The 18,285-nt window shown below is 50.6% G+C and carries 24 protein-coding genes and 1 tRNA gene; 8 read left to right on the top strand and 17 right to left on the bottom strand.

Going from position 1 to position 18,285, the window contains the following annotated elements; translation table 11 throughout:
* Window positions 1–122: 122 nt before the first annotated feature.
* The 6 genes from HS100_07880 to HS100_07855 all read left to right on the top strand — a co-directional run bounded on the left by HS100_07880 (window position 123) and on the right by HS100_07855 (window position 4,910).
* Window positions 123–1,034 carry a class D sortase gene (locus HS100_07880; GenBank protein MBE7433821.1) on the top strand — a complete coding sequence of 304 codons (912 nt, stop codon included), beginning with the start codon at window positions 123–125 and terminating at the stop codon, window positions 1,032–1,034.
* A gap of 10 nt (window positions 1,035–1,044) precedes the next feature.
* A complete protein-coding gene (locus tag HS100_07875; GenBank protein MBE7433820.1) occupies window positions 1,045–1,218 on the top strand; it encodes a hypothetical protein in 174 nt (57 codons plus the stop codon).
* Window positions 1,219–1,355: 137 nt separating this feature from the next.
* Window positions 1,356–2,591, top strand: coding sequence for a class I SAM-dependent RNA methyltransferase (locus tag HS100_07870; protein MBE7433819.1), 1,236 nt, complete (start codon window positions 1,356–1,358; stop codon window positions 2,589–2,591).
* A gap of 1 nt (window position 2,592) precedes the next feature.
* Window positions 2,593–3,228 (top strand): 5-oxoprolinase subunit PxpB, encoded by a 636-nt coding sequence (gene pxpB, locus HS100_07865; GenBank protein MBE7433818.1) that lies wholly within the window; start codon window positions 2,593–2,595, stop codon window positions 3,226–3,228.
* A gap of 27 nt (window positions 3,229–3,255) precedes the next feature.
* Window positions 3,256–4,194, top strand: a complete 939-nt coding sequence (locus HS100_07860) for a biotin-dependent carboxyltransferase family protein (protein ID MBE7433817.1) — start codon at window positions 3,256–3,258, stop codon at window positions 4,192–4,194.
* A gap of 11 nt (window positions 4,195–4,205) precedes the next feature.
* Window positions 4,206–4,910: a LamB/YcsF family protein gene (locus tag HS100_07855; protein MBE7433816.1), complete on the top strand. Its 705-nt coding sequence runs from the start codon at window positions 4,206–4,208 to the stop codon at window positions 4,908–4,910.
* A 27-nt stretch (window positions 4,911–4,937) separates the two neighbouring features.
* On the opposite strand, the gene HS100_07850 is transcribed toward HS100_07855, so the two are convergent.
* The 3 genes from HS100_07850 to HS100_07840 form a co-directional block, all read right to left on the bottom strand.
* On the bottom strand, window positions 4,938–6,173 hold the full coding sequence (locus tag HS100_07850) for a hypothetical protein (GenBank protein MBE7433815.1): 1,236 nt from the start codon (window positions 6,171–6,173) through the stop codon (window positions 4,938–4,940).
* A gap of 83 nt (window positions 6,174–6,256) precedes the next feature.
* Window positions 6,257–7,141, bottom strand: a complete 885-nt coding sequence (folP, locus tag HS100_07845) for a dihydropteroate synthase (protein ID MBE7433814.1) — start codon at window positions 7,139–7,141, stop codon at window positions 6,257–6,259.
* A 44-nt stretch (window positions 7,142–7,185) separates the two neighbouring features.
* The gene (locus tag HS100_07840) at window positions 7,186–7,608 is read right to left on the bottom strand and encodes a hypothetical protein (protein ID MBE7433813.1); all 423 of its coding nucleotides are present in this window, start codon (window positions 7,606–7,608) and stop codon (window positions 7,186–7,188) included.
* Window positions 7,609–7,735: 127 nt separating this feature from the next.
* Between HS100_07840 and HS100_07835 the strand changes: the two genes are divergently transcribed.
* Window positions 7,736–7,809 (top strand) — tRNA-Val (locus tag HS100_07835).
* A 146-nt stretch (window positions 7,810–7,955) separates the two neighbouring features.
* On the opposite strand, the gene HS100_07830 is transcribed toward HS100_07835, so the two are convergent.
* The 5 genes from HS100_07830 to HS100_07810 all read right to left on the bottom strand — a co-directional run bounded on the left by HS100_07830 (window position 7,956) and on the right by HS100_07810 (window position 10,063).
* On the bottom strand, window positions 7,956–8,168 hold the full coding sequence (locus tag HS100_07830) for a DUF2283 domain-containing protein (GenBank protein MBE7433812.1): 213 nt from the start codon (window positions 8,166–8,168) through the stop codon (window positions 7,956–7,958).
* Window positions 8,165–8,551 carry a HEPN domain-containing protein gene (locus HS100_07825; protein ID MBE7433811.1) on the bottom strand — a complete coding sequence of 129 codons (387 nt, stop codon included), beginning with the start codon at window positions 8,549–8,551 and terminating at the stop codon, window positions 8,165–8,167. The genes HS100_07830 and HS100_07825 overlap by 4 nt, the downstream gene beginning before the upstream one ends.
* On the bottom strand, window positions 8,548–8,886 hold the full coding sequence (locus HS100_07820; GenBank protein ID MBE7433810.1) for a nucleotidyltransferase domain-containing protein: 339 nt from the start codon (window positions 8,884–8,886) through the stop codon (window positions 8,548–8,550). Before HS100_07820 ends, HS100_07825 begins: the two co-directional genes overlap by 4 nt.
* 109 nt (window positions 8,887–8,995) lie before the next feature.
* Window positions 8,996–9,484, bottom strand: coding sequence for a hypothetical protein (locus HS100_07815; GenBank protein ID MBE7433809.1), 489 nt, complete (start codon window positions 9,482–9,484; stop codon window positions 8,996–8,998).
* A 99-nt stretch (window positions 9,485–9,583) separates the two neighbouring features.
* Complete coding sequence (locus tag HS100_07810; protein ID MBE7433808.1) at window positions 9,584–10,063, bottom strand: cupin domain-containing protein; 480 nt, start codon at window positions 10,061–10,063, stop codon at window positions 9,584–9,586.
* Window positions 10,064–10,135: 72 nt separating this feature from the next.
* Here HS100_07810 and HS100_07805 point away from each other — a divergent pair, with 72 nt between their 5' ends.
* Window positions 10,136–10,627 (top strand): MarR family transcriptional regulator, encoded by a 492-nt coding sequence (locus HS100_07805; protein ID MBE7433807.1) that lies wholly within the window; start codon window positions 10,136–10,138, stop codon window positions 10,625–10,627.
* Window positions 10,628–10,675: 48 nt separating this feature from the next.
* Here HS100_07805 and HS100_07800 read toward each other — a convergent pair whose 3' ends face one another.
* From HS100_07800 to HS100_07760, 9 genes are all read right to left on the bottom strand, one after another.
* Entirely contained in the window at window positions 10,676–11,455 is a 780-nt protein-coding gene (locus tag HS100_07800; protein MBE7433806.1) for a restriction endonuclease, read from the bottom strand.
* 371 nt (window positions 11,456–11,826) lie between these two features.
* Window positions 11,827–12,306, bottom strand: a complete 480-nt coding sequence (locus tag HS100_07795; protein ID MBE7433805.1) for a hypothetical protein — start codon at window positions 12,304–12,306, stop codon at window positions 11,827–11,829.
* Window positions 12,307–12,329: 23 nt separating this feature from the next.
* Window positions 12,330–12,767: a hypothetical protein gene (locus HS100_07790; GenBank protein ID MBE7433804.1), complete on the bottom strand. Its 438-nt coding sequence runs from the start codon at window positions 12,765–12,767 to the stop codon at window positions 12,330–12,332.
* A complete protein-coding gene (locus HS100_07785; GenBank protein ID MBE7433803.1) occupies window positions 12,751–13,059 on the bottom strand; it encodes a hypothetical protein in 309 nt (102 codons plus the stop codon). Before HS100_07785 ends, HS100_07790 begins: the two co-directional genes overlap by 17 nt.
* A 101-nt stretch (window positions 13,060–13,160) precedes the next feature.
* Entirely contained in the window at window positions 13,161–14,870 is a 1,710-nt protein-coding gene (locus HS100_07780; GenBank protein ID MBE7433802.1) for an ATP-binding protein, read from the bottom strand.
* A 138-nt stretch (window positions 14,871–15,008) separates the two neighbouring features.
* Window positions 15,009–15,410: a GxxExxY protein gene (locus HS100_07775; GenBank protein ID MBE7433801.1), complete on the bottom strand. Its 402-nt coding sequence runs from the start codon at window positions 15,408–15,410 to the stop codon at window positions 15,009–15,011.
* Between the two features lie 110 nt (window positions 15,411–15,520).
* Window positions 15,521–16,324, bottom strand: a complete 804-nt coding sequence (locus HS100_07770; protein MBE7433800.1) for a metallophosphoesterase — start codon at window positions 16,322–16,324, stop codon at window positions 15,521–15,523.
* A 1-nt stretch (window position 16,325) separates the two neighbouring features.
* The gene (locus tag HS100_07765; GenBank protein ID MBE7433799.1) at window positions 16,326–16,913 is read right to left on the bottom strand and encodes a hypothetical protein; all 588 of its coding nucleotides are present in this window, start codon (window positions 16,911–16,913) and stop codon (window positions 16,326–16,328) included.
* Window positions 16,914–16,974: 61 nt separating this feature from the next.
* The gene (locus HS100_07760; GenBank protein ID MBE7433798.1) at window positions 16,975–18,177 is read right to left on the bottom strand and encodes a DNA double-strand break repair nuclease NurA; all 1,203 of its coding nucleotides are present in this window, start codon (window positions 18,175–18,177) and stop codon (window positions 16,975–16,977) included.
* Window positions 18,178–18,285: the final 108 nt, after the last annotated feature.

The following is an 18,285-nucleotide window of genomic DNA, read 5'->3' as shown; positions in this document are numbered from 1 at the left end:
AGAACGAATGTTCTATATTGTATCACAAAGAAAAACCGATCTCACACCCGGCATGGATTAGACAAGACATGCCCCACGCCCCTTACATTCCGCTATTCTCCTTGCGGTATAATCGCCCCGCCATGGCACGCAGGAAAGCACCCGAAGAATTATCCGTTGAAGAACTGCGGCGATTGCTCGTCGAAAAACGGCGGGGTGCGCGCAAGGATCGGCTGGAACATTTCCGCCGCACAGGACGGGTCGTTTCACTTGCGCCCGATCTTGCGGATGCGAACCCGCTTCCTTCCACGCCTGAGATCGATACGGCCGAATCAGCCGTCCCTGCGCCTGAGCCGGGTCCCGTCAACCCGAAGCGGAAATTGCTCGATAGAATCCTGCTCGGAGTCGAAGTCCTTGCGGTGATTGGACTCGCCGCGGTCATCATCAATGGAGTCGGGCTGCTTCAAACGCTCAACACCGAAGTCGTCCAGGCGCTCAACCCCGAAACCGCCGTGCCGACTCCGCTTGTAATGGCTGTTGTGCTTCCATCCGGTCACACGCCGCCCGACGCGCAGGGAAACACGCGGCCGAATGAAGCGGAGATCCCCGAGCATTTGCTCCCGATGGTGCAGTCGTTGGCGAATATTCCTGTGCCAACCGCCGCGCCAGACCAGGCTGTGCGGATTCAGATCCCCGCCATCAATGTGGATGCGCCGGTTGTGCAGGGCGATGGTTGGGAGCAATTGAAGAAGGGTGTTGGGCAATATGTCGGCTCATCCGCGCCGGGGCGCGATGGCAACCTCGTGCTTTCGGCACATAATGATGTATACGGCGAACTCTTCCGCTATTTGGATAGACTCGTCCCCGGCGATCAGGTCATCATCTACACCCAACAGCGGCAATTTACCTACGTTGTCGACCGCACCGTACTCGTCGAGCCGACCGCCGTGGAAGTGATGGCGCCGACCGCCTCGCCTACGGTAACGCTCATTTCATGTTACCCATATCTTGTCAACGATCAGCGCATTGTGGTCTTTGCGCGATTACAAAATTAGGAGAGATAAAATGGCTAAGAAAAACAAACGACCCGTCCCGACTGTTGCGGTATCCAACCAGCCTCCCCAGAAGTTCGAGTTCAACCCCGATTACAGCATGGTCAAGAAGGATCTCACCCGCATTGGCATCCTCGCCGGGGTCTTCATTGCGATCCTGGTGGCGCTTTCATTCATTTTGAAATAAGAATAGAAAGTAGAAAGTGGGGAGTAGGGAAGAAAGAAAAAAGAGGAAAGATCATTAAACGGTCTTTCCTCTTTTTTATTGACGTATAATCACTTTGCTCTCCCTTTGTGCTCCTTTGTGACACTTCGTGGTAAAAAATGACACAACACGACATCACCCTTGAAAAACTCACCTACGGCGGCGAAGCGATGGGACGCCTCCCAGATGGTCGCGCCGTCTTCGTTCCCTTTGGCTTACCCGGCGAAACTGTCCGCATTCAACTGACGCAAGAAAAACAAAACTTCGCACGAGGCGATATCCTCGAGATTCTTAAACCCTCTCCAGACCGCATCACCGCCAAATGCAAGCACTTCACCCAATGCGGCGGATGTCACTACCAGCACCTACCCTACGAAAAACAACTGCTCGCCAAAGCGGACATTCTGCGTGACCAACTCCAGCGCATCGGCAAAATTGAAAATCCGCCTGTGCAAGCCACTGTCGCATCGCCGAATCAGTGGAATTATCGCAACCACGTCCAATTCCATCTCACCGATGATGGAAAAATTGGCTTCATCAATGCCAGAGGCAATGCAACTTTACCCATCGAAGAATGTCACCTGCCCGAAGCAAGCATTGACGCTTTCCGCAATGACCTGCAATTTGAATCGCGCATGAACCTCGAGCGCGTCTCTCTCCGCTGCGGCGCAGACGATGACCTCATGCTCATCCTCGAATCCGAAACCGCAGAGACTCCCGAACTCGAGATCGAAGCCGACATCTCCATCGTCCACATTTATGAAGACCACCCCGTCGTCATCGCCGGAAGCAACGCACTCACCATCAAAGTCCTTGGCAAAGACTTCCACGTCTCCGCACCATCCTTCTTCCAAGTCAACACCCCGATGGCAGAAAAAATGGGGCAACACCTTCAAGCCCAACTCCCGATTCCCGATTCCCAATGCACCCTCATTGACCTCTACTGCGGCGTCGGCTTATTCAGCAAATTCTTCGCCGACAAATACGCCAAAGTCATCGGCATCGAATCGTCGCCATCCGCTTGCGAAGACTTCGCCATCAACCTCGACGAGTTCGACAACGTTGAACTCTACGAAGGCGCCGCCGAAGAAATTTTGCCCGCTCTCGCACGGCAACTCACCCAACCCACCCACATGATTGTTGACCCACCCCGCGCCGGGCTCGACAAGCACGCCCTCGACGCGATTCTCCAAATCAACCCGCAAGTCATCGCCTACGTCTCCTGCGACCCATCCACCCTTGCGCGTGACGCGGCGCGACTTCTCAAAGGCGGCTACACCCTGCAACACGCCACACCCTTCGACCTCTTCCCGCAGACCTATCACATCGAGTCCATCTCCATTTTCACCCGCTGACATGCTCAAGCCGCTCGGCGACTCCGCAATCCTCATCCAACTCGGCGACACCATCGACCCCGCACTCAACGCACGCGTCCACGCCCTCGATACGATTCTGCAAACCATCCCCGCAATCACCGAAACCGTCCCCGCCTACTGCACCGTCCTCGTCCACTACAACCCGCTTGCCACAACCTACAACCAGATCAAAAACCTGATCGAGGAAAAAATCTCCCTGCTGGATGATTCGACTCACAGACCTTCTCGCCACTTAGAGATTCCCGTCCTCTATGGCGGCGCTTCGGGACCTGACCTCGAACCTTTTGCCACAACTCTAGCCTTATCTCCCTCTGAGTTGATTCGCCTGCACAGCGAGCGCGAATACACCGTTTACATGATGGGATTCACGCCCGGTTTTCCCTACCTCGGCATCCTCAACGAAAAACTGACCTTGCCCCGCATGTCCACTCCGCGCACTCGCGTGCCCGCTGGCTCTGTCGCCATCGCCGGTTCCCAAACTGGAATCTACCCCGTCGACTCGCCCGGCGGCTGGCACATTCTCGGGCACACTCCGCTCAAACTCTTTGACCCAACCAGCGACAATCCATTTTTATTTTCCCCCGGCGACACCGTAAAATTCATCCCCACCAACTAACTACTTTCCACTTTCTACTCACCACCCATGCTTGCAATCGTTGAAATTACAGGTCTCGCCACCCTCCAAGACTCCGGCAGGCGCGGATTCAATAAATTCGGCGTACCCACTTCCGGTGTAATGGACTGGTACGCCTATCAAGCCGCAAATTCTCTACTCAACAATCCACAAAACTCAGCAACCATCGAACTCGGACTCGGCGAAATTACGTTTCACGCATTACGAAATACAGTTCTCTCCGTCACCGGCGCAGGCTACGAAGTGGAAAACTACATCTGGACTTTCCCGCTTTGGACAAGTTTCTACGTCCGCGCTGGGTGGACGGTGCGCGTGAAGAAGACGGGCGGCGGCAACTGGGCGTATATCACCATCGCTGGCGGATTCGATTCACCCATCATCATGAATTCCCGTTCCACATATCTGCGTGGCGGAATTGGCTCGGCGCTCAAAGTTGGAGATATTTTGCAATCCTTCGCTCCCACCACCGACTTACTCAAACTCGCCGCCCGCGGCCATACGCCACTCATACCCTACAGCCAAACCCCGATCCTTGATGTCATCCCCGCCCCCCAAACGGACTGGTTCACTCCCGAAGGCATTCGGGCATTTTACGAAAGTGAATACACCCTCAGCCCCTCTTTTGACCGCATGGGCTATCGTTTACAGGGTTCACCCATTGAAAAAGCCACCACCCAAGAACTCATCTCCGAAGGCATGACCATGGGCAGCATCCAAATCCCAGCCGATGGTCAGCCCATCGTCATGATGGCAGATGCTCCCACCGCAGGCGGCTATCCCAAGATCGCCAATGTGACTCGCGCAAGTCTGCCTCTGTTGGCGCAATGTGAAGCGGGCGTGAGCAAAATCCGCTTTCGAGAGACCACGGTGAAAGAAGCACAGGACACATTACGAAAGACCTCCGAGGTTTCCCCCATACGGGGACACGTAAAAACCTCGGAGGTCTGATTGGAGATGTCATGAAAATCGATCTCAACTGTGACCTCGGCGAAGGCATCGGCAGCGACGAAGCCATCATGCCGTATATCACCTCAGCCAACATCGCCTGCGGATTCCATGCGGGTGATGAACACACCATGCGCGAGACTCTTCGGCTCGCAAAACGCTTTGGCGTGAATGCAGGCGCGCATCCAAGTTGGAATGATAGAGAAAATTTTGGGCGCAAAGAAATGGACGTTTCCCCTGCTGAAGCAGAGAAGCTGGTCTTTGAGCAAATTCAAATTCTGGCGGCGATTGCAAAAGAGGAAGGCGTGACGTTGACCCATGTCAAACCGCATGGGGCGTTGTACAACCAGTCTGCAAAGGATGTTGAATTGGCAAGCGCGATTGCGCGGGCGGTAAAAGCCCACAGTGTAGATTTAATTTTGGTTGGGCTGGCAGGCTCAAGGTCGATGGAGGCGGGGCGGGAGATGGGGCTGAGAGTTGCGGCGGAGGGTTTCCCCGATAGAGGCTACAATGCTGACGGGTCGTTAATGTCCCGCCTTCTTCCGGGTGCGATCATTGAGTCGCCGGAGGAAGTGGCGAGACATGCCATTGAGTTGGTGAAAACCGGGCGAATGGATACACTCTGCCTGCATGGCGATCATCCGCGTGCGGCAGAGAATGCGAAGATGTTGAGGGTGGTTTTGGAGAAGAATGGGATTGAGTTTCGGCTATTAAAGTAGGGGCGACTTGTGAGTCGCCCCTGCAGGTTAATCATTCAACAAATCTGCCAGGAAATCGAACAAGCCGCCGTGCTCTTCATCTTTTTCGGGCAGGTCGCTTTTGACCGCGCCGCTTTGACCGTTGATGAGAATGATATGCTCACGCCCTTCGAAGGGAAGTTCGGTCATCCACACGGGCAGGAGTGCGAGTTTGAACGACTCGACCAGCATCCCCGCCGATGAGGCGCGGACGAGGTTGATGTTATTCAGCAAATATGGCAATCGTTCCCTCCGGTCTTTGAAGGCAATGCTGCGCGCATCGAGCGAGGCATCTGCCATTGGGATGTCGTAAACCTCGGCGAGCCAACCGACCAGATAACGCGGGTCGTACGGCTTGAGCGCCGAAAGGTCGAAACCTGGAATCAGTTTCATGAAGACAGCAGAAAGTTTCCGGGAGGCGGGAAGCGCGATGTCGTTCACCAATACGGGGAATTTATCGTCGATCCGGAACACCCTGCGTTCGCTTTCGTTGTTGAAACCGTTCTCCTTGTATTCGACAACCTCGGCTGTGTAATCGATGGAACCGCCGATGTTGAACGTCCACATGGGAAGATAAATACCACGCGGCAGGTCGACCTTCTTTTCCGGTTTGATGTGATTGCCTTCCACCCAATCGATCAAAAGGCGCACGGCTTTTTTCTGGTCGAATGCAAACGGCAGGATCGAATTCGGCGCGATCAAGTCCTTCGTTTTTTCCAGGCTGACCACGTGGGGCGAATCGCAATAGGCACAATTGGCGGATATCTGCTTTGGCGGCAGGATGAACTCCGCTCCGCAACCGTTGCAGTGAAAGACCTGCTCCTGCAACGGTTTGCTGTGCCCTTTCATGGTCGCCATGGCTACGATGAAATCTTTATCGTTTTCCGTTCCCCTGCCCGCGCCGGGTTGGTTTTTACTCGAGCAATAATCACAGATGAGGGTCGCGCCATCCGGCGAGAAAGACATGCGCCCGCCGCATTTGGGGCACATGAATCGATCTGCCTGAACTGCGCGCAATCCCTCCGGCGCGGAGGGGAGTCTGTCCGGATCGATGATCTCGTCGCTCTTTATCCTGCCGTCGAGAACTGCCAACGAACGCCGCGCGCGTGTATGATGCAAATCATGCGAAAGGCAGTTTTCGTAAGCCATGCGTTTTTCGACCGGGTCATCCATCACTTCGCCCATCCAGAACCAGGCTTCGGCAAGCACGTCGTGTGTGCCCGCCATATAAATGGCTCGGTCCAAATACCGCCTGGCAGAATCCTTGTCACCCGTCTTTGCGTCTATGATTCCCGAACGGAGAAGGTCTCGTGCGTAATCTGCAGAGCTCAACTCGCCCTCACGATCGCGTCCGTCATCTTTGCCACGCGCACCATCTCTTTCACATCATGCACGCGGATCAGGTCCGCGCCGCGTGTGATTCCAACTGCCACAGTTGCAGCCGTTCCTTCAACGCGCTGGTCAGGCGGCAGGTCCAGCGTGAAGCCGATAAAGGATTTTCGAGATGTACCCAGCAGGATGGGATACCCCAGCGAGCGGATCTCTCCGAGTCGGTTGATCAGCTCGAGGTTATGCTCCCGCGTCTTTCCAAAGCCGATGCCTGGGTCGAGGATAATGAGCCTTTCCTCCACCCCGGCTTTGACCGCGATCTCCGCGCTGGCGAGCAATTCCCGTTTCACATCTTCGAGCAGGTCATCATATTCCGCGCCGAGATACGTCCCCCCCAATTTCTCGCGGACTTCCACACTGGCGGGGTTGCTGCGATTGTGCATGAGGATCACCGGCACTTTATATTTCGCTGCCACGGGCGCAATTTCAAAATCCGCGCGGAAGCCCCACACATCGTTGATGATGTTCGCACCCGCCAGAATCGCTGCATCGGCTACTTTGGCTTTATAAGTATCAATTGAAATCAAAACTTGCGGGAAATTCTTTCGCAATTCCTCAATGACGGGAATCACGCGTTCCATTTCTTCCTCGGCATCGACAGGCTCCGAGCCGGGTCGCGTCGATTCGCCGCCCACATCGAGAATATCCGCGCCATAGAGAATAAATTCCCGCGCCTGCTCCACTGCCAGCTTGACGGCATCCCCTTTGGCGATGATGCCGTCCCCTGAAAAGGAATCGGGAGTCACATTCAAGATTCCCATCACATAGGTGCGGGAACCCCAATCGAATGTAAAACTCCCAACTTGAAGCGTTTTTGATTTCATAAACTCGGAAATTGCTTCGGGTTGTCGCCCTCGCAATGACAGGCTTACGCGATCTGGTCCAATGGGCGCGCCAGCCAGGCTTCAGCTTCGTTGATGTCGGTGAATATCTTCATCGCCGCCGCAGATTCGGTCTCTGCCAGCGCCGCCACTTTGCGGATGGCGTCCGCAACGGCTTCGCCTGCCACCACCACCGCCACGCGGATGTTCCGCGCCGAGGGATCGCTGTTGGCTTCCACTGCCATGCGGATGGCTTTCTCGGGAATGTCGGCCACAGCGCGCAGGTCGTAGAGGTTTCGTGTGCGGCGATCCGCGCCGAGTAGGTGTTCGAGCGCGAAGTTTTGCCAGTGTGCAATCGTCGCGTCCGAGAGATCGGTGAAGGTCAGGGTCATGCCCCCGTCGCCGCGCCGGATGACAGAATAGCCAATGCCTGGGGTGGGCGTCCAGTTGAGAGGTTTCGGGTCGCTCATGGAAATTCTCCTGTTTTATTAAAGCATTATACCCAGCGCGGGCGCAAATTGCGCCTTTGGTTATTGAAAATCGAAGGCGGATTTAATTCCCCGGGTTTTTGAAATCACATGCTATAATGCGCCTGTTGGGCGCTTAGCTCAGTTGGTTAGAGCGTCTCGTTTACACCGAGAAGGTCAGGGGTTCGAGTCCCTTAGCGCCCACAAAAATCCCGTGAAGACGGGATTTTATTTTCATAGGGAGGTTAGGCGTTGCCAAACAGGGACAGGCTGCGAAGATAAGTCCAGCTTAATAAATAGAACACTGGGACATTCATCCCAGTGTTCTCGTGTTCTGCTACATTTTTGTTTTATACAGCAACCGTTTCAAATGCAACCTTTATTGCATCTCCCGTTTTCCCTGTGAAGTTCAGTTTCTCAAACCCAATGACCTTCCCCTCACGGTCTTTCATCAACACAATCTCTTCGCCTGTTTCTTCAGCGATATACTCATCGGCGGGATTGCCGAACCAAACCGTAAGCGTATTGCCTTCACGGTCATAATAGACTTTTATGTCTATCATTCCTTCTCTTTCAAATACTTCTGCGCCGCCAACATGAACTCTCTTGCTTGATTTATCATCGTGGCTACGATCTCATCCTCAATGCCCGTATCTACGCCATAATCGCCTGTAATTCTCTTGTCGAAGCCGTCACGCATCCAGCGGTGGAATTTTGGGTCAAGTACATTCGTCTTGGCGAAGTTCTTTCCATATGCCGCAATGACCTGACCATGCTGGCTGAATTTCAAATCGAATTCGTTATATAGCAACGCCTCGGCAACATAGAACATCGCATAATAGGCACGACCTGCGGCAAACTCTGCTTTGTTGATGTTCAGCAGGGCTTCGGCAGCTTCGATCGCGTCCAATGCTTTACTGAATAGTTTGCTGGAGTAATCTTTCATGCAGGTACACCCTCTTTGCGGATGTTATAAATGAGCGGTCTTTCATTGCTGGTGGTTTCCCATTGGATTTCTTTGACGAAGATACAACTTACAGTCACTTCATACTCCAAAGAGATGTCGCTCGCCAACTGGCTGATCTTGCTTTGCTCTTTCCAATAATTCCTGTAATTTTTCAGCAAAATCATCACATCCACATCCGAGCCCTCGCGATAATCTCCGCGCGCGTAGGAACCGTACAAATAGAGAGCTTTGAGCTTATCCCCATAAATGCGGACAAGCCCTTCCTTGAACTCTTTCATGAGTCTGCGTATCTTGGCTGGGACTTTTGCTTTCATGTCTCTATTTTACCCGTTTTCATATCTGTTCCTTCCCATTTTTCAACCACAAAGGGACACGAAGTGTCACAAAGTTTTTTCCTTCGTGCCCCTTTGTGACACTTCGTGGTCAACCGCTCTTCAACCTCACCCTGTATTGACCTCGCCCCACGAAATCCAAAACCCCTTTATCCCGCAAAAACTGCAACTGCTGACGTATCTTCGCCCTCACATTGTTATTTGACGGATGTTTGGCTTTCAGCGCTCCTTCAAAAGCATAGACATCCTCCAGCGAAAACGCATCGCGCTTAATTTTCTCGACACACATCAACACATCCAACAACCAGCCTTTTGATTCAATATTCTGAGTTGCTTTGACAAAATCGGTCTTGCTCCACTTTTCAAGCACTTCATCTTTGCTTTTGACCACGCCGTTTTGGACAAAGAATATCTTCCCCAACTCAGGGATATTGCTCACATCAATATTGCAGCCAACCCAGCCCGCCCGTCTCGCGGTGGGACTCAGCGCATTTCGCTTCTCAATAATCGAAGGGACAAAAAAGTATTTCGGGATGGTCAGGAAATTTCTAATCTCAAAAGTGGACTTGTCGTAAGTCAAAAAGAAAAATTAGGATTGTTGTCCGCTTGCAGACCTCACCCACACGAATCAAAACACTGGGACATTCATCCCAGTGTTCTCGCGTTATCTTCTTCCAGCCTAATCGGCAGACAGAGGTTTGCCTAACAAGGTCATTCCATATTTTTCGAATAGGGGTCCCAACACTTTTGGGTCAGGCGGACCGCTGCGGCTGATCGGACCAAATTCCTCGTAGAACTTGTGCCCGCCGCCCGGGGTGTAGACGACGATAATTTCTCCTGGCTCATCGGTCAGGTTCAGGAAGGCATGCGGCACTTTCGACGGCAGGTAGGCAAAACCGCCCGGCTCGCAAGTGAAGGTTTCATCGCCGATCTGGACCTTGTAACGACCCTTCAATACGTGGATGGTCTCTTCCTGGAGGTGATGCACATGGAGAGGGGGACCACCATGCGGCGCGACCTGGACAATAAAATAATCGAACGCACCATTGGTATCTTCGCCCGTGACCTTGAAGATCAGATCGCGACCGGGTCCTGATTGAAGCCGTAAACCCTCTCCTTCAGCCAGTACTACATAATTTGTTGCCATCGTAGTTGCCATGTCTATCTCCTTTTCTGATATAATGCTTATTATAAGGATACTAACTACTTTTGTCAAGAGGCTAATTATTAGATGGCTAATCAAAACTTCATTCAACTACCCCCCGATTTCAAGAAGCGATACCCTGGCGCGAGTTCAAAAGCCACAGAGACGGCAATGAATCTCGTTCGCACGTCTGACCTATTGGTCAAGCGCATCGCGGACTTAGTTCAACCCTTTGACCTCACCCCTTCATCGGGTTTGGTTCTGGGAATCCTGGCGGATCTTGGTGAGCCGCAGCCACCAAACAAGATCGCGGAGCGACTCATTATCAGCCGGGCTTCGATGACGAGTCTGCTCGACTCACTGGAACGCCGCGGATATGTGCGGCGAGCGCCTCATTCCACCGACCGGCGGATGCTGCTCATCGAACTGACCGACTCTGGTCGTCAGGTGGCGCATGATTTCCGTTTGCTTGTCCATCAAAATCAAAAAACATGGATGGCAGTGCTCACCGAACAGGAACAATCCCAGCTCATCGATCAGCTTCATCGCCTTCAAAACGCACTAAACGACGCTCCTTGAGCCATCATGAATCAAAAACACTGGGATATTTATCCCAGTGTTTTCTTGTTACTTGCCTTTCAACCTCACCCTGTATTGACCTCGCCCCACGAAATCCAAAACGCCTCTATCCCGCAAAAACTGCAACTGCTGGCGGATTTTCGCCTTCACATTGTGATTCGACGGATGTTTGGCTTTCAAAACTCCTTCAAAGGTGTAAACATCTTCCAACGAGAACTCTTGCTTTTTGATTTTCTCAACACACATCAAAACATCCAACAACCAGCCTTTTGATTCAATGTTCTGAGTTGCTTTGACAAAATCTGTCTTGCTCCACTTTTCGAGCACTTCGTCTTTGCTCTTGACCACACCGTTTTGGACAAAGAATATCTTCCCCAACTCAGGGATATTGCTTACATCAATATTGCAACCAACCCAGCCCGCCCGTCTCGCGGTGGGACTCAGCGCCTTTCTCTTTTCAATAATCGAAGGGACAAAAAAGTATTTCGGGATGCTCAGGAAATTTCTAATTTCAAAAGTGGACTTGTCGTAAGTCAAAAAGAAAAAATTAGGATTGTTATCCGACTTCAAGCGTTCTATCATCGTGGAATATGCGCCATCCACGATTTTCTTGCCCATCGCCCCATTCTTTGACTTTAGTTCATATTCTTCTGCACATTTCTTGCAGTAAAAATCGGCAACAGGCGAATTATTTTCAAAGCGGTTTAGTGGGCTTCCGCAATTGGGGCAGAAAATTGACTTACCTACCCAACTTTCCGTCAAAACGCGGATTTGTTGAGAAGCACTTGAATAATTACTTGCTATTTCAGAAGTTAATCTCAACTGCATATCTTTCAGCCCTTTCTGCCAAATGAATTAGAGTACATTTTCCCCCATTCATCTAGTGATGTCAAATATTCCTGTCCTAAAATGCGGACATCATGCCAGCAGTTATCACATAATTCCAGTAAATCCGTCGAGCCTTCTTCCCAACAAACCTTTTTATAGCAACGTTCACACTCCCAAAGTTCACCTTTACAGGTATTGTGATTTTTGCTTTGACAACCAATAATTCTTTTACCTCTCCATTTGGCGCTCATGATATAGCAATTATAAAGGATCGAAAAAAAGAGGTTGTGTCCATTTTTAGACATAACCTCTTTTTAGATTACTAATGTGGATATCTAGGAATCAGCAAGATTTCTGATTTTTCTTTATCACTAAAACATGTCATCGATTAAACTGTTGCCATTAAACTTAATGTTCCATTCAGTCGCCATATCCTCTATCTCTGGAATAAATGTCGTATAAACAAAGTTAAAATAATTAAAAATATTATATAAAAAGTCTGGCGTAACAGTTTTGTACTCCCCAGCTCCTCGCAATAAAATCACCCAGCCATCTCTTCCCTTGGCAAGGGAAAAGCTTAACTTTGTCATTTTTGTGTTATATGCAAGTAATGCCTGATTAAAAGCTGCTACATTTTCACTAGTCCCATGTGCAGATTTTTTAAATGGAGACTCAAAAACCAATTCCCCTTCATGCATAAAAAAACGAACATAAAATCCTGAACCATTTTTTGATACACAATACACTTGCAGGGATTCGTTTTCCCGCCTTATAGGCTTCAGTCCCATTTCAGTTATCATCTGAGATATATCTTCCAGATAATCTTTCGGTACCCGTTTCCATCCCAACATTTATAAACTCCCCAAAAATGAAATTAATATTCTCTTTTGATGCTTAAGGCTTTAAATTTTTTTGTATTTTTCTTGTTTAATACTTCTGTAAGATAAGTTTCATTATTATCAGCTGTTTTGTTGGAATAATAATTTTGATAATAATCACGCTGAATTTTTTGTGAGGTAAATTGGCTTTCTATTCTTATTTCAACGAGAGCGCGAGACCAAAAGTTCATATAGCGCTCCATTTTAGATACGATACTTTTTCCTATACGTAATTTGCCAATTTTTTTTGCATTGCTTCTATTAATGGTATATCTACAATCATTAATAAACGTTGTTACATTCCATTGAAGTAAGTTTACATCTTCAATCTGTTTGTTTTTTTTCCAAGTGCTATATGTATTAAGTAGTTTTTCATGATCTTGAATCATTTCATTTACAAGGTCATTCTCAGGTGCGCTAATCATTTTTAACATCTTCTGCTCCATAATTCCTTTTTATTGTCCCAGGGTCATGCGAAGCCATTTCAGACAATCTTCCACGTAAATAATCAGGAACTTTAGATTGACTATTGAAGAATTTATATATACCAAACACAATAGTCACGACGGTCATATTAGTTCCAAGACCTAATAACAAGTCATAGTAGAAATCATAATCAACGTTACCATGAATCTTATAAGCCCCCCATATACAAAAAACGCCGATTAAAAAAACAGATATATAAAGCCCTAATTCCAGTTTAGCTGGAAGCGATTTGTTGTCCATATCTAAAAAATATGAAAATTATTATACACCAATTTTTTACTAAAAAACAATACCGAAATCATCTGTGAAGAGTTTGATAAGGTATTATTTCGCATAGCTTATTACCCACCAAACCCCAACTCCTTCAAATTCTCCTCACGGCTCTTCTTCCCGCCGCCCCCCATCTCCTTCCAAAACGACTCGTCATACCGACGTGAACGCACAGGCAGCGGCATCGGCACACCCCAACCGAGCAACAGCACCTCTTCCTTCGGCTGCAAACGCGCCAACATACCCCGCAGCGCATCGCGCCCCGAAAGACCCGAAAGCACCGCCTGAATATCCAGGTCATCGCCCAGCCAGCCGCTAATGCGCGTGCCCAACTGACTCATCACCTCATCATAGATCTGCGACGGACGCTGGTCCACAATCAACAGCGTCACATAATATTTGCGCAACTCGCGCGCGATGGTCGCAAAGGTCGTCTGCGCCGCCATCTCGCGGTTCAACAGTTTATGCGCCTCCTCCACCACAATGATCAACGGACGCGGCTCCGCAGACCCATGCGTGCGGAACTCATTCGTCCGCTTCTCCCACGCCGCGCGGATCTTCCTCGTCAACAAATTCGACACCAGCAGATAATCCAAGTCACTCTCATGCTCGCCGAACGACAGCACCACATGCTTGCCCGCCTCCAACGACTGAATGATTTGCGCCACCGAATCCGCCGCAGTGTTGTCTACGATATAGGGTTTGCCGAACAGCCGTCGGAGTTTGTCATGAAGCGCCTCCGCCGCCATCACATTCACACCGTTCTCCATCGCCCACTTCGCCACGCTCCCCTCCGCAGGCACTTCCTTCGTCTTGCCGCGCTCATCTTCGATCATCACCGTCTCACGGCTCATCCCTCGAAACTCAGCAAACCACTGGTCACGAAACGACCCATACAACGCATTCAAAATCGTCGGCGTCGTCTCGCGCAGATTTAACTCGCGTGAAAGTGTTTCAATATCACTTGTGGAAATATCTCCCGTTGAGATTTCCAAATTAAAGTCAACTTGATTGCCTCTGATGGTGCTTCCTGCTCCCAAGCCAACGCATCTTACTCCGCCCTTGAACAGGGTCTTCAAACCCTTCACGGCTTTTTTCGTGTCTGAAGCCACATCGTCAAACCCATACTCGTTGTGCATATCCAGCACCAACACCGAAGCCTGATTGTGCTTCATCAACCCCGCCAACACCAAACGCGTCAGGAACGACTTACCCGTACCCGTCGCCCCAAACACCCCCGACGACCGCTGCACGAACTTATCCAAGTCAATGCACACGGGATGATTCTGCTCGCGTGTATAGCCGACCACAAAATTTCCGTCCCTGTTTGGGTCACCGAAAATTTCAGCGATATCGCCCTCATTCGCCAGCGACACAACCGCATGGTGCGGCGGCACATTCTTGACAGGCAAAATCCGCGGCGCATCCTTCAAGCCCGCATCGATCTTCCCCTGCCAATCCTTATACTCAGGCGTGCCCAATTCAGGACCCACCTCCAGCATCAGATTCGGCAGCACCTCAAGGTTCGCATACAACGCCTTCTTATGCAGCGCATCCGAAATATGCTTCGGGAAACGCCCCTCCATCTGCTCATCCGCAAACCGCGGGTCCGTCGCCCCCAGTTGGATGTCAGTCACGATCCCATAGTAATTCCAAACTCCGCTCTGAATCACCACAAACGCCCCCTCCTGAATCTCCTGCGGAGAAACCGTAAGCCGCACGCGGAAGTTTTCCTTGAGTCCGCCGCCGACGAGATAGCCGATTTGTGTTCGTTGTTCCATAAATTCTCCTCTACCACGAAGGGTCACTAAGGGTCACAAAGGTTTAAAACCTTCTGCTCTCCCTTAGTGCTCCTTTGTGACACTTAGTGGTAAAAACATCCTTCGTGTACCTTCGTGACACTTTGTGGTTGATAATTCCTAAACCACAATCCGCTTAATTCCATCTTTCAAATGCACCACATTGAAATTGATCAAAAATCCCAAACGGATTCCCGTCAACTTCAAATACGTGATCAACTGCGCATCAAAGATCGGATGCATCGTATCCACAGACTTGAATTCCACAATGACACAATCTTCCACGATCATATCTGGACGCAACCCCGCATCCATCTTGTTTCCGCGATAGGTCACAGGCAAACCGATCTGAGTCGGAGCACTCAAACCGCTTTCAGTCAACTCGAACGCCGTACAAGTCTCATACACCGACTCCAATAAACCAGGACCCAGAGCAGTATGCACCTTGAATGCCGCATCCAACACCGCCTTGCCGACCTTCTCCACATGCGGCGGGATGGGAGCATAAATTTTCTTATCCATATTCCTCCTAAAAAATCATTACCACAAAGAGTCACGAGGTGTCACTAAGGTTTAAACCTTTTGCTCTTCCTTCGTGTACCTTCGTGACACTTCGTGGTGAAAATTTATCATCAAATACTCACCTTATAAATCCTCGAAGTCATCACTCCATCCTCGATCCTCACATACCGATAATGGGGCGGCGCAAGAATCACCAGCGGCTCATCCACTTTCGCAAAGGGAAATGCCGTGGAGCGCAGACCATAAATGGGGACTCCGCGGTATTCATCCTCATACGTTATGTGAACATGTCCGCACAGGATACCCAGCACATTGTCTTGCCTGGGCAGTACCACATCCCAAAATCCATTGAGGTTATCCGCCAGGAAGGCATCCAGCCAGCGGCTGCCGATCCTTTTCACATGCTGATGGCACACGATCACAGACGGCAAATCCGCCTTTAACGCATTCATCAGGAACTCGCGTGTCTCGGGGAAGAAATGCGCCTTCGATTTCGGACCCCAATCCATGAACACGAATTGCACGCCTTTATGCTCAAAGGTGAAGTTATAAAACTTCGGTGTCTGCGACTCGGGAAAGAAATATTTCGTCACCAAAGCCCGGTCGTCATGGTTGCCCGGCAGGAAGTAAAAGGGAAAGTCCTTCAGCCCTTCGATGTTGATATGCTGCGGTCCCGGCAATGCGGCGGAGGATTTCACGCCCAGCAGTTTCACCGCGCTTTGATAATGCGTCTCCAGCTCCGGTTCGACGAGGTCACCCGTCGAAATGATGAAGTCGATCTTCGAAGCGACATGCTCCGAAATATGGCGCATCACCATGCGGAGAGAATGCGCCGGGGAAAAACCGTCGCGCATCGCGTCTTCCGATTCAAGCAGGTGATGGTCCGTGATCTGGACGAAGGAAAATCCGCTCATCTTAGATACTCACATCGCTCAATGCACCCAGCACGCTCATCAAAGCCGGGTAATCGTCCCGCAGGAGCGTGATCACTTCCTGTGTGGCTTTGTCCTTCCAGGTCTTATCCTTATGTGCAGACTGTGTCTGCACGATGTGCGCGGCAATCACTTCCCCTATTGGAATATCCTTGCCATTCAAGATATGACGGAAATACCCGAACTTCCCTGTAAACCTCACTACATCCTTATCATCACACAAATAGATCACGTCCAAACTCAGCGGCGGACGCGGCGGCAGCAGATGATGGATATTCCCATCCTGTTCATATCCCACCGCCAGCACGGACATTTCCACGGGCACAATGCGGCGCTCGCGGTTGTCCTTCATCACTTCCTCGCTGACTCCGTCCGCCGTCACGAGTTGACGCACCAGCCCATCATCGTCAATGTGAATATCGTGGATCAAGCCGTAGACCTGATACCCATCCGTCAGCGGCGCCCGGACAAGCGCCCCGAACGAAGGTACGCTCAACTGATTCACACGGCAGCCCGCGATGAATCCCGTCGTCCCTGCCCGCAATAAACGTCCGATCTCGATTTGAGTCATAACACCATCCTTTTAACGCAAGGGCGCAAAGTTTTTTTCTTTGCGTCCTGCCGTCTTTGCGTTAAGATTTTTTGAAAGACGTCCGTCCCGATAAACCTTTTGCAGAACTCTTATTGGAGCTTTCATCCACGTCTTCGTTGTTGCGTCTTAATTCCTGTTGCAACATCTGCTCGATCTGATATTTTTCTTCGTTCTTCACCACCGCTGTCTCATGCGCACGGTGCAAGAGATAAGGATATGGCTTGCTGCCCATCACTCGGCATTGTTCGACCAAAACGGCGTGAAGTAAATCTAGTTGCTTTCTGTCATCCACCACCCAGCGCGGAATTTCCACCCGAACAGGCCACGGATGTCCTTCTGTGCCAACGTTCAAATAGAAGAAATGCAATTCCAGCACGCCTTTGTAACTCTTTTCGGCACTGGACTGAATCTTGAACACCGCCGAACGATGACCGGGCGGAAGCAGTTGAAATAATTTGTTGTTGTAGCCGAACAACCATCTATCGGTCACATATTTCAGCGGTGGCGCGGAACGCAGTTTTTCCATCTCTTCGGGGATTGTGATCTGCGTAAGTTCGAGAAGTTTGACAACAAGGCTGGAGGAAGGTTTATCGATATACCCCGCCGAGATAATCCCGCGTCCTTGCAAGCGCGAGAGGACGGAGATGTACTTATCCACTGTGTCGCGGTACATGCTCGGGGTGTCCACGTCCCTGGTGCGGAAGATTTCAAGCGTGCCATCTGTAAAGGAGACAACCGAGCCTTTCAGCCCTTTGCTCATCTTCTCAATGACGCTGCGTTCAGCAAGGTCACGCCGAAGGGCAACACCGCCATCGGTGGTAAGTCCGTTCTCTTCGATGGCATCGCCGAAAAATAATTCGCTGTCTACTTCAACCGATGGTGTTTCCCCGGAGTTCGGTTTCATGATGATCGCCCCGACGTTGATGACGCAGAACTGCACCGGGCTGTGTCTGTCCGCGATGGATTGGGAACCGTCAGCGGCGATTAAAGTCGCTTGAAGAACAGAATCAGCCGTCGGGTAGTGAGAGGCGAGCGGTTCCTCAAGCGGCACGGCGCAGCGGATGTTGGCATCGGCCGCTTTGGCAGAATCCACTTTGGAGCGCAGCGCATCCAATTCGGAAGAATAAGTTTCGAGGAGCTTGCTGGCCCGTTCCTGCGCTTCCTCTTTCTTCTTCCTTCTTTCCTTCGCGCCCAAGCCGACTTGTTTGATCTGTGCGTAGATTTCCTGGTAATTAATTGGCATAGAACATTTGTGCAATTTTAGCCCTTAATGGGGCAAAATTCAAGGACATGTGCGGGAACATTTTCGGGATGGAAGCGTCTTTATGGTGCATAATATAAGTATAAAGGA

The sequence above is a fragment of the Anaerolineales bacterium genome (genome assembly GCA_015075725.1).
Taxonomy (GTDB): domain Bacteria; phylum Chloroflexota; class Anaerolineae; order Anaerolineales; family Villigracilaceae; genus Villigracilis.
Note: the sequence above shows the minus strand (reverse complement) of the source record. Positions and strands in the feature narration are given on the sequence as shown.

Bases quoted from the DNA above. Each gene is read 5' to 3' on its own strand.
- HS100_07880 (MBE7433821.1), top strand. From the start codon at position 123: ATGGCACGCAGGAAAGCACCCGAAGAATTATCCGTTGAAGAACTGCGG.
- HS100_07875 (MBE7433820.1), top strand. From the start codon at position 1,045: ATGGCTAAGAAAAACAAACGACCCGTCCCGACTGTTGCGGTATCCAAC.
- HS100_07870 (MBE7433819.1), top strand. From the start codon at position 1,356: ATGACACAACACGACATCACCCTTGAAAAACTCACCTACGGCGGCGAA.
- pxpB (MBE7433818.1), top strand. From the start codon at position 2,593: ATGCTCAAGCCGCTCGGCGACTCCGCAATCCTCATCCAACTCGGCGAC.
- HS100_07860 (MBE7433817.1), top strand. From the start codon at position 3,256: ATGCTTGCAATCGTTGAAATTACAGGTCTCGCCACCCTCCAAGACTCC.
- HS100_07855 (MBE7433816.1), top strand. From the start codon at position 4,206: ATGAAAATCGATCTCAACTGTGACCTCGGCGAAGGCATCGGCAGCGAC.
- folP (MBE7433814.1), bottom strand. From the start codon at position 7,141: ATGAAATCAAAAACGCTTCAAGTTGGGAGTTTTACATTCGATTGGGGT.
- HS100_07840 (MBE7433813.1), bottom strand. From the start codon at position 7,608: ATGAGCGACCCGAAACCTCTCAACTGGACGCCCACCCCAGGCATTGGC.
- HS100_07830 (MBE7433812.1), bottom strand. From the start codon at position 8,168: ATGATAGACATAAAAGTCTATTATGACCGTGAAGGCAATACGCTTACG.
- HS100_07825 (MBE7433811.1), bottom strand. From the start codon at position 8,551: ATGAAAGATTACTCCAGCAAACTATTCAGTAAAGCATTGGACGCGATC.
- HS100_07820 (MBE7433810.1), bottom strand. From the start codon at position 8,886: ATGAAAGCAAAAGTCCCAGCCAAGATACGCAGACTCATGAAAGAGTTC.
- HS100_07810 (MBE7433808.1), bottom strand. From the start codon at position 10,063: ATGGCAACTACGATGGCAACAAATTATGTAGTACTGGCTGAAGGAGAG.
- HS100_07805 (MBE7433807.1), top strand. From the start codon at position 10,136: ATGGCTAATCAAAACTTCATTCAACTACCCCCCGATTTCAAGAAGCGA.
- HS100_07800 (MBE7433806.1), bottom strand. From the start codon at position 11,455: ATGCAGTTGAGATTAACTTCTGAAATAGCAAGTAATTATTCAAGTGCT.
- HS100_07795 (MBE7433805.1), bottom strand. From the start codon at position 12,306: ATGTTGGGATGGAAACGGGTACCGAAAGATTATCTGGAAGATATATCT.
- HS100_07790 (MBE7433804.1), bottom strand. From the start codon at position 12,767: ATGTTAAAAATGATTAGCGCACCTGAGAATGACCTTGTAAATGAAATG.
- HS100_07785 (MBE7433803.1), bottom strand. From the start codon at position 13,059: ATGGACAACAAATCGCTTCCAGCTAAACTGGAATTAGGGCTTTATATA.
- HS100_07780 (MBE7433802.1), bottom strand. From the start codon at position 14,870: ATGGAACAACGAACACAAATCGGCTATCTCGTCGGCGGCGGACTCAAG.
- HS100_07775 (MBE7433801.1), bottom strand. From the start codon at position 15,410: ATGGATAAGAAAATTTATGCTCCCATCCCGCCGCATGTGGAGAAGGTC.
- HS100_07770 (MBE7433800.1), bottom strand. From the start codon at position 16,324: ATGAGCGGATTTTCCTTCGTCCAGATCACGGACCATCACCTGCTTGAA.
- HS100_07765 (MBE7433799.1), bottom strand. From the start codon at position 16,913: ATGACTCAAATCGAGATCGGACGTTTATTGCGGGCAGGGACGACGGGA.
- HS100_07760 (MBE7433798.1), bottom strand. From the start codon at position 18,177: ATGCCAATTAATTACCAGGAAATCTACGCACAGATCAAACAAGTCGGC.